Annotated in this window: 6 protein-coding genes, 8 tRNA genes and 1 rRNA gene; all 15 read right to left on the bottom strand. The window is 46.9% G+C overall.

Features of this window, described 5'->3' with window-relative positions; all coding sequences use genetic code 11:
* A 16S ribosomal RNA gene (locus BLQ32_RS05075) occupies positions 1–195 on the bottom strand; the annotation flags it as partial.
* Positions 196–368: 173 nt separating this feature from the next.
* Positions 369–442, bottom strand: a tRNA-Gly gene (locus BLQ32_RS05070).
* Positions 443–470: 28 nt separating this feature from the next.
* A tRNA-Arg gene (locus BLQ32_RS05065) sits at positions 471–547 on the bottom strand.
* Positions 548–555: 8 nt separating this feature from the next.
* Positions 556–641 (bottom strand) — tRNA-Leu (locus BLQ32_RS05060).
* Between the two features lie 120 nt (positions 642–761).
* Positions 762–836, bottom strand: a tRNA-Gln gene (locus BLQ32_RS05055).
* Positions 837–842: 6 nt separating this feature from the next.
* A tRNA-Asp gene (locus tag BLQ32_RS05050) sits at positions 843–918 on the bottom strand.
* A 4-nt stretch (positions 919–922) separates the two neighbouring features.
* Positions 923–999 (bottom strand) — tRNA-Met (locus BLQ32_RS05045).
* Between the two features lie 210 nt (positions 1,000–1,209).
* Positions 1,210–1,284 (bottom strand) — tRNA-Glu (locus BLQ32_RS05040).
* Positions 1,285–1,288: 4 nt separating this feature from the next.
* Positions 1,289–1,363 (bottom strand) — tRNA-Asn (locus tag BLQ32_RS05035).
* 93 nt (positions 1,364–1,456) lie between these two features.
* Positions 1,457–1,912: a SprT family protein gene (locus tag BLQ32_RS05030; protein ID WP_074509346.1), complete on the bottom strand. Its 456-nt coding sequence runs from the start codon at positions 1,910–1,912 to the stop codon at positions 1,457–1,459.
* Between the two features lie 81 nt (positions 1,913–1,993).
* Positions 1,994–4,165 carry a Tex family protein gene (locus BLQ32_RS05025; protein ID WP_074509365.1) on the bottom strand — a complete coding sequence of 724 codons (2,172 nt, stop codon included), beginning with the start codon at positions 4,163–4,165 and terminating at the stop codon, positions 1,994–1,996.
* Between the two features lie 132 nt (positions 4,166–4,297).
* Positions 4,298–5,545, bottom strand: coding sequence for an MFS transporter (locus BLQ32_RS05020; protein ID WP_074509345.1), 1,248 nt, complete (start codon positions 5,543–5,545; stop codon positions 4,298–4,300).
* 335 nt (positions 5,546–5,880) lie between these two features.
* Positions 5,881–6,480: a PP2C family serine/threonine-protein phosphatase gene (locus tag BLQ32_RS05015; protein WP_036807350.1), complete on the bottom strand. Its 600-nt coding sequence runs from the start codon at positions 6,478–6,480 to the stop codon at positions 5,881–5,883.
* On the bottom strand, positions 6,480–7,262 hold the full coding sequence (gene sigB, locus BLQ32_RS05010; protein WP_036807353.1) for an RNA polymerase sigma factor SigB: 783 nt from the start codon (positions 7,260–7,262) through the stop codon (positions 6,480–6,482). The genes BLQ32_RS05015 and sigB overlap by 1 nt, the downstream gene beginning before the upstream one ends.
* Positions 7,240–7,710 (bottom strand): anti-sigma B factor RsbW, encoded by a 471-nt coding sequence (rsbW, locus tag BLQ32_RS05005; RefSeq protein WP_036807356.1) that lies wholly within the window; start codon positions 7,708–7,710, stop codon positions 7,240–7,242. Before rsbW ends, sigB begins: the two co-directional genes overlap by 23 nt.
* Between the last annotated feature and the right edge of the window lies 1 nt (position 7,711).

The following is a 7,711-nucleotide window of genomic DNA, read 5'->3' as shown; positions in this document are numbered from 1 at the left end:
CAGGAGGGACCCAAAACTATTCGGTATTAGCACCGGTTTCCCGGAGTTATCCCGATCTGCAGGGCAGGTTGCCCACGTGTTACTCACCCGTCCGCCGCTAAAGTTGAAGAGCAAGCTCTTCAACTTCCGCTCGACTTGCATGTATTAGGCACGCCGCCAGCGTTCGTCCTGAGCCAGGATCAAACTCTCCATTATAGAGTAGTTGATTGCTCAAATACTTGCTGGCGTCTCGCCACCCCGAAAGGTGCGCGAGTCGCTTGATCTGGCCGAAGCCTGATCAGTACTTTTTGCGCGGGCCGTTTTGCGCGGCCGTTGCTATCTGTTGACGTTTTGCTGTTCAGTTTTCAAGGTTCATGGTATTAAAATTATGGAGCGGGTGAAGGGAATCGAACCCTCATCATCAGCTTGGAAGGCTGAGGTTTTACCACTAAACTACACCCGCATATAAAAGTTATAAGAAAGAAAAATGATGGCGCGCCCGAGAGGACTCGAACCTCTAACCGCTTGATTCGTAGTCAAGTACTCTATCCAATTGAGCTACGGGCGCATTGCGTATGGTGCGGCCGAGAAGAGTCGAACTTCCACGGGATTTCTCCCACTAGGCCCTCAACCTAGCGCGTCTGCCATTCCGCCACGACCGCATAAAATTATTTTAGGGACAAATTCTATTATAGAACTTAGACAATCAATTGTCAACATCTTTTTTTAATTTTTCCATTCAATAATCATTGCATTGGTATCAATTAGATCGGCATTTAAAATGGCTGGGGTACCTGGATTCGAACCAGGGCATGACGGGATCAAAACCCGTTGCCTTACCGCTTGGCTATACCCCAATAAAATGGCGGTCCCGACCGGGATCGAACCGGCGATCTCCTGCGTGACAGGCAGGCATGTTAACCGCTACACCACGGGACCTTTTTGGTTGCGGGGGCAGGATTTGAACCTGCGACCTCCGGGTTATGAGCCCGACGAGCTACCGAACTGCTCTACCCCGCGACAATAATAGTAGTAATACTTTGTTTCTCTTACGCTTCTTTTGTAGCGGACACCTGCATCGCCTTCGGCTGCTTCGGTGTAACTTCGCCGTTTTCATACGGCTCGTTGCTCTATCCCGCGATAATAATATTACTTTTAAGATATGTAGGAAACTTCTCTAAAGTATGTATTTCAAAATAGCAATTTAACTCAACTGCTTTTCAAAATGATTGGTGACCCCTACGGGATTCGAACCCGTGTTACCGCCGTGAAAGGGCGGTGTCTTAACCGCTTGACCAAGGGGCCTTAATGGCTCCGAAGGTAGGACTCGAACCTACGACCATCGCATTAACAGTGCGGTGCTCTACCACTGAGCTACTTCGGAATAGTGTTTCAAGAACTGTTTAAGTACTTGTCGACTTTTTCTATTATAAAGAGGTCCTGATGAATCGTCAATACCTTTTTGCATTTCTTTTTATTATTTTAGAGAAAGCTTTCCGGAACATCTTCCGCAGCGGTATCTTTCGACATTCATCCGGATCTTCCGGACATAGTTTGCGTTGCAGGCGACGCATTCGTAAACGTAGCGTTTAGCCGGCTTTGCGGTTGTTGCTCGCGGTTCGATGGACGAGCAGAAGCGCGGGGCTCCGCTTTCTTTCAGCAGCGTTCTGAAATCCGCATCCCGGTGTTTATAGCCTTTTCCTTCTATATGTAAATGATAATGGCACAGTTCATGCTTGATGATTCCTTCCAACTCATTGAAACCAAATTTCTCGTATGACTTCGGATTGATTTCGATATTGTGCGATCTCAACAAGTATCTTCCGCCTGTAGTTCTTAAGCGGGCGTTGAAAATTCCTTTGTGGCGAAATGGTTTATGAAATACGGAATGGGAGATTTCTTTTATCAGTTCTGTCAGCTCGTTGTTGGTCATTGTCACTCACCTATTTCTTTTCTTAAATAAAACAGCCGCTTCTATTTTAACAAGAAGTGGCTGTCTGTGCATGGGCATTTTTTAACCCTGTTCGATTTGTTGTTTCGGCGGCAGCATCGTCAAGGCAATGCGCCCTTTGTCTTTTTCGACTTTTTCCACCCATGCCGTGACGATATCGCCAACTGCTACGACTTCCAGCGGGTGTTTCACAAATCCTTTTTTCAATTTCGAAATATGGACGAGCCCGTCCTGCTTTACGCCAATGTCCACAAAGGCACCGAAGTCCACAACATTGCGGACGGTTCCTTGCACTTCCATGCCTGGAAGCAAGTCTTCCATTTTCAAAATATCGCTTTTCAATAAAGGCTGAGGGAATTCGTCGCGCGGATCCCGGTTCGGTTTTTTCAGTGCATCCAGAATATCCTGCAGCGTCACTTCCCCGACGCCCCATTTTTCGCTGAGTTCGTTCAGTGGCAGCTGCCCCAATTTCTCTGCCACTTCCGGCTTGCCGACATCTTTCTTATCCGCGCCGACCAAATTCAGCAGTTTTTCTGCAACGTCATAGCTTTCCGGATGGATGCCCGTTGCGTCCAGCGGATTTTTTCCTTCCGGAATCCGCAGGAACCCGATTGCCTGTTCATAAGTTTTCGCACCAAGGCGCGGAATTTTCTTCAGCTGGGCACGCGTAGTAAAACGGCCATTTTCATCGCGCATTTTGATGACATTCTCTGCTACCGTTTTGCTCAAGCCTGCCACATACTGCAGCAAGGAAGCCGATGCTGAGTTTACGTTGACGCCTACCTGGTTAACCGCTGTCTCGACGACAAACGTCAACTGGTCTGCCAGCTTCTTCTGCGACACATCATGCTGATACTGTCCGACCCCTACCGCTTTTGGATCGATTTTCACGAGTTCCGATAACGGATCCTGCAGACGGCGCGCAATCGAAGCGGCACTCCGCTCTTCCACTTGAAGATCCGGGAACTCAGCGCGAGCGATGTCTGATGCCGAGTACACACTCGCCCCCGCTTCATTGACAATAACATAGGAAATGCCTTTATCGGTTTCCGAGATGAAATCAGCAACAAACTGTTCCGTTTCTCTCGAAGCCGTGCCATTTCCGATGGCCATGATTTCAATCGGGTATTTTGAAACGAGCTGCTTCATTGTTTTTTTCGCGCCCGCTTGATCGTTTCGCGGGGCATGCGGATAAATCACAGCCACTTCCAACAGTTTTCCGGTTTCATCGATGACGGCCAATTTGCAGCCTGTCCGGTAAGCCGGATCTACCCCGAGCACCATTTTGTTTTTCATCGGCGGCTGCAGCAGCAGATTGCGCAAGTTTTCCGAGAAGATATGGATGGCTTGCGTTTCGCCTTTTTCGCTCAGCTCGGTTCTGATTTCGCGCTCGACGGACGGCTGGATCAACCGTTTGTAGCTGTCTTCGATTGCAGCGGCCACAATTTCACCTGCAGCCGAAGATGTTTTAACCCACTTGTTTTTCATAAGCGTCAGAATTCGGTCTACCGGCGGGTTGATGGAGACTTTCAAGACGTCTTCTTTCTCGCCGCGGTTGATGGCTAAAATCCGGTGGGGAACGATTTTTTGAATTGCCTCTTCGTATTCGTAATACATTTCAAACACTTGTTTTTCATCTTCATGGTTCTTTTTGGCAGCAGTGGCAATCGTGCCGTTTTTGCGGGTCATGTACCGGACCTTTTCCCGGATGTCCGGATCATCTGCGAATGATTCCGCCAAAATGTCCTGGGCGCCTTGAACAGCTTCTTCTGCCGATTCGATTCCAGTTTCTTGATTGATAAACTCTTTTGCCTTAGCCGTTGGATTTTCTTTGTGGAATTCCATAAGCCAATCGGCAAAAGGCTGCAACCCTTTTTCTTTGGCAATCGTCGCTTTGGTGCGGCGTTTTTGTTTGTAAGGCCGGTAGAGATCTTCTACGCGCTGCAATACCGTAGCGCCCAAAATTTCCTTTTCAAGCTCGGGCGTCAGTTTTTCTTGCTCGGTGATCGACCGGATGACTTCTACTTTTCGCTGCTCCAGGTTCTGGATGTATGTATAACGGTCATCAATGGCTTTGATCTGCACTTCATCGAGCGACCCTGTCGCTTCTTTGCGGTAACGCGCGATAAACGGAACGGTATTGCCGTCTTCAATCAACGCAATAACTTGCCCTACCTGATTTGGACGCACACCGGTTTCTTTGGCGATCAACGCATGAATTTGCTGCATTTCCATAAAGACACTTCCCTTCATTTCCTCCTTATTTTAACACAGAAAAAAGAAGCCAACTTGTTTAAGCCGGCTCCCCATTTCTTCTTCTCTTAATTAGTTTCGTGTACGCAGCAAGAATATTAAATTGCTGCCGGATTAAATTTCCGGAGTGGCTTTCACCAAAGCCTGTTCTTTGGCCGCCGTTTTTGTTCTCAAAGTTTCGATCAAGCCGAACGAAATCAGGAATGCGACAAAGTAAGAAATCGGAACGACTAGCATCACTGCCGTCAAGCTATAGGCGTCTGCCAAAACTCCGGAGAATCCGATCGAGAAGGCCCCAATCAGTTCACCCACGCCCATGATCAAAGCATTGGCGGAAGCCATGACCAAAGGCGAAACGCTTTCGACCGGGATGATGCTTTGGTAAATCGTATTCATTGCCAAAATGATTCCGCCGAACAGCACCAGAATCACCAGGCTTGCGGCTGAATTCGGGAAAATGAACAAGACGAGCGGCGTAACCATCGCCATCGCCAAGTACCCCGTCATTGCCGGCTTTCTTCCGATTTTATCAGAAGAGTAAGGAATGAAAATTTGCCATACAATCGTCAGCAAACCGAACAGCGAGAAGACAATGCCCATTTGCGTGATTGACAGCTGGCTGATTTGCGTTAAATAAAGCGGCAGGAATGAATTGAATGTCCACATCGCTCCCATGCAGAACACACTGATGAGCGTACAGATCAAGATGTTTCGGTTTTTCAAGCCGCTCAAAATGCTGCTGACCGTAACGGTGTTTGCTTCTGCAGCCAACGGAGACACTTCCACTTCTTTGACGACTTTCAGCATCAACATGGCCGCAATGAAACTAGGGAGGCTGACAAATAAGAACGCATAGCGCCAGTCAAACAGTTCACCCAATTGTGTGACGACCACCGGTCCGATCGCGACGCCGATGACAGCAGCTCCTGCGTATACCAGTCCCATGTTCCGGCCGAGAGTGGTCGGGCGGGAAACGGCCGCCAGCATCGAAATCGAGATGGGAAGAATAATTCCTTCACTGGCGCCGAGCAAAGTCCGTACAATCAGCAAATAGTTGAAAGACCCTGCAAACATAGTAATCAGTGCGAGAATTGACGTGACAAGTGTAGCCCAAAACAGGATTTTCTTTTTATGGCCCAAGCGGTCTGAAAGTATGGCGAAAACCGGTGCGGAAATCGCAAAACCGATTGTTTGCCACATATTGATTTGGCCAATTTTCGTATTATTGAGCGCAATATCTTCAATAATCATCGGCATTAGCATCGATATGGCCTGTCTATCCAAATACAAAAATCCCCAAGCTACAAAAAAGAGCATAACCAATTTGGTTTCGTACTTAATGCCTTTTTTCAATAAAGCCATCTCCATCAATCCTCCTCGATAATTCGATTTGTTTTCCATCTGCCTTGGCATCTCCGTCAATCATGCATATTGGTCCAGCAATCCAAGCCACTGTGCTCTACCTATTCCTCCTTTCAGATAACACTTCTCTGTGTTTTTCAAAGCTTTTTGCAGCTACAAGATCTCTGGACTGCGTATTTTCCATTTCCGCAACCAGAGGCTCTGTGATATATAGAAGTTTATGAGAAAGCGCTTTCAATATATAGAATTAAAACCACTCTATTTTGTCAGAATTTTAAGTAAAATTAATTGGTTTTGGTTTTTGTATATAAAAGAAGGCAAAAAAAGAAGCCCACTCATTTGAGTAGGCTTCCTGCTATAAATGTTGCGTCATCGCCGGTCTGAATCGAACGCAGGATATCGTAATACAGGCGTTCAGGAATTCCAGCTTGGCGCATCATAGCTTTCGGATTTCGCAGTTCCACACCATCGGAATGGATGAGGAACAGATCGTCTTCTACATACGTGTAAAGCTGGGTCCGCAGCTTCTGCGGGCGCCCCGATAAGTAGCCCATAACAGGCAAAGGATAAATCATTTCATCGGTTCCTTTCCGGTACAGATAAAACCGGATATTCCCGACACAGCTGTACTCAAGCGTCTTTTTCTTAAAATCCACTTTAAAGATTGCTACCGCTGCCCCACGTTTTTGGACCATCAGATCATTAAACCGTTTCATCAGTTCATCAATGGTTTCATGGTGAAACTCTTCTAGTATTTTGGGAATAACCTGTGAGGATTCTCGAGCCACAGGACCATTTCCCAGACCATCGGCTATGGAGCAAATGAAATAATCATCCGTTAAAACAGTGTGGTAACTGTCGCCGGATTCATAATTCCCTTTTTTTGCTTCATTGAAAATAAAGGCATCAACAAAACTATGCTGTATTTTCTCCACTACGAAACTCCGCCGGCTGCCAAAATGGCTTCTTGTAGTTTCTTAATCGCTTTGCGCTGCAGACGGGAAACATGCATTTGGGAAATCCCCAGCTTGTCTCCAGTTTCTTTTTGGCTCAGCTGCTCTATGTAGGTATACTGGATGATCTGCTTTTCCCGTTCAGAAAGCACATTCATCGCATTCGCTACAAGCATGCGCTGATCCGCTTTTTCGTAACCATCGTCTTCTTGCCCGACAACGTCAAATAAGGTTACTGTACTGCCATCTGAATCGGCTTCCAAAGAATGATCCATTGAAAGAGCCTGGTAGCTCTTGCCCATTTCCATTGCTTCCAGTACATCGTCTTCATCAACATCTAAATACTCGGCGATTTCCCATACTTGCGGCGAGCGTTGGAGTTCGCGTGTCAGCACTTCAACCGTCGATTTGATGCGCGGCCCTAATTCCTTGATGCGGCGCGGCACATGGATCGCCCACGTTTTGTCCCGCAGGAATCGTTTAATTTCACCGATGATTGTCGGAACTGCAAAGGCTTCAAAACTTCTGCCAAAAGAAGGATCGTAGCGCCGGATGGCACCAAGAAGCCCAAGCATGCCTACTTGTGCAATATCTTCATGGTAAGATTTACCATTGGAATATTTGCGTGCAATCGATTCAACAAGCCGTTTGTAATTCATGACGAGCATTGTTTGGGCTTCTTCGTCTTCGTTTTTCTGGTAAGCCTCAATCCATTCAAGCACTTGCTCTTTGGTCGGCTGATTAGGATGAGATCGTTTCGACATCCTCTTCCACCTGCTCTCCTCCAACATACTTTGTCATGAAGACCGTAACGCCTTCCTGATGATGGACTTTCACTTCATCCATTAAGGTTTCGATTAAGTACAGGCCAAGACCTCCTTCGCGAAGAAAAGCGCCTTCTTCCTGATCGTGATAAGGGCCAACCTTCGCTTTTGTTTCTTCAAAATCAAAGCTTTGTCCATGATCGGCAACCATTATCTCAATTTTGTCTCCATAAAGGGCACAGCCAATAACAACTTCGCCTTCTTCACCTTCTGTATAAGCGTGCTGAACCGCATTTGTCACCGCTTCACTTGAAGCAATTTTCAAATCTTCAATATCGTCAAACGTAAATCCAATACGGCTTGCCAACCCTGAAATGGTCAGACGCGCAACTCCAACGTATTGTGATTTAGCGGGAACCCTCATTTCAACATAATCGAAAGGACGCATA

The sequence above is a fragment of the Planococcus glaciei genome, assembly GCF_900099655.1.
In the GTDB taxonomy this organism is placed as follows: domain Bacteria; phylum Bacillota; class Bacilli; order Bacillales_A; family Planococcaceae; genus Planococcus; species Planococcus glaciei.
The sequence above is the reverse complement of the archived record's forward strand: the minus strand, read 5'-3'. Positions and strand labels throughout refer to the sequence as shown.

What these genes read in the sequence shown, in the direction of transcription:
- BLQ32_RS05030 (WP_074509346.1), bottom strand. Translation starts at nt 1,912, where the DNA reads ATGACCAACAACGAGCTGACAGAACTGATAAAAGAAATCTCCCATTCC.
- BLQ32_RS05025 (WP_074509365.1), bottom strand. Translation starts at nt 4,165, where the DNA reads ATGGAAATGCAGCAAATTCATGCGTTGATCGCCAAAGAAACCGGTGTG.
- BLQ32_RS05020 (WP_074509345.1), bottom strand. Translation starts at nt 5,545, where the DNA reads ATGGCTTTATTGAAAAAAGGCATTAAGTACGAAACCAAATTGGTTATG.
- sigB (WP_036807353.1), bottom strand. Translation starts at nt 7,262, where the DNA reads ATGTCGAAACGATCTCATCCTAATCAGCCGACCAAAGAGCAAGTGCTT.
- rsbW (WP_036807356.1), bottom strand. Translation starts at nt 7,710, where the DNA reads ATGCGTCCTTTCGATTATGTTGAAATGAGGGTTCCCGCTAAATCACAA.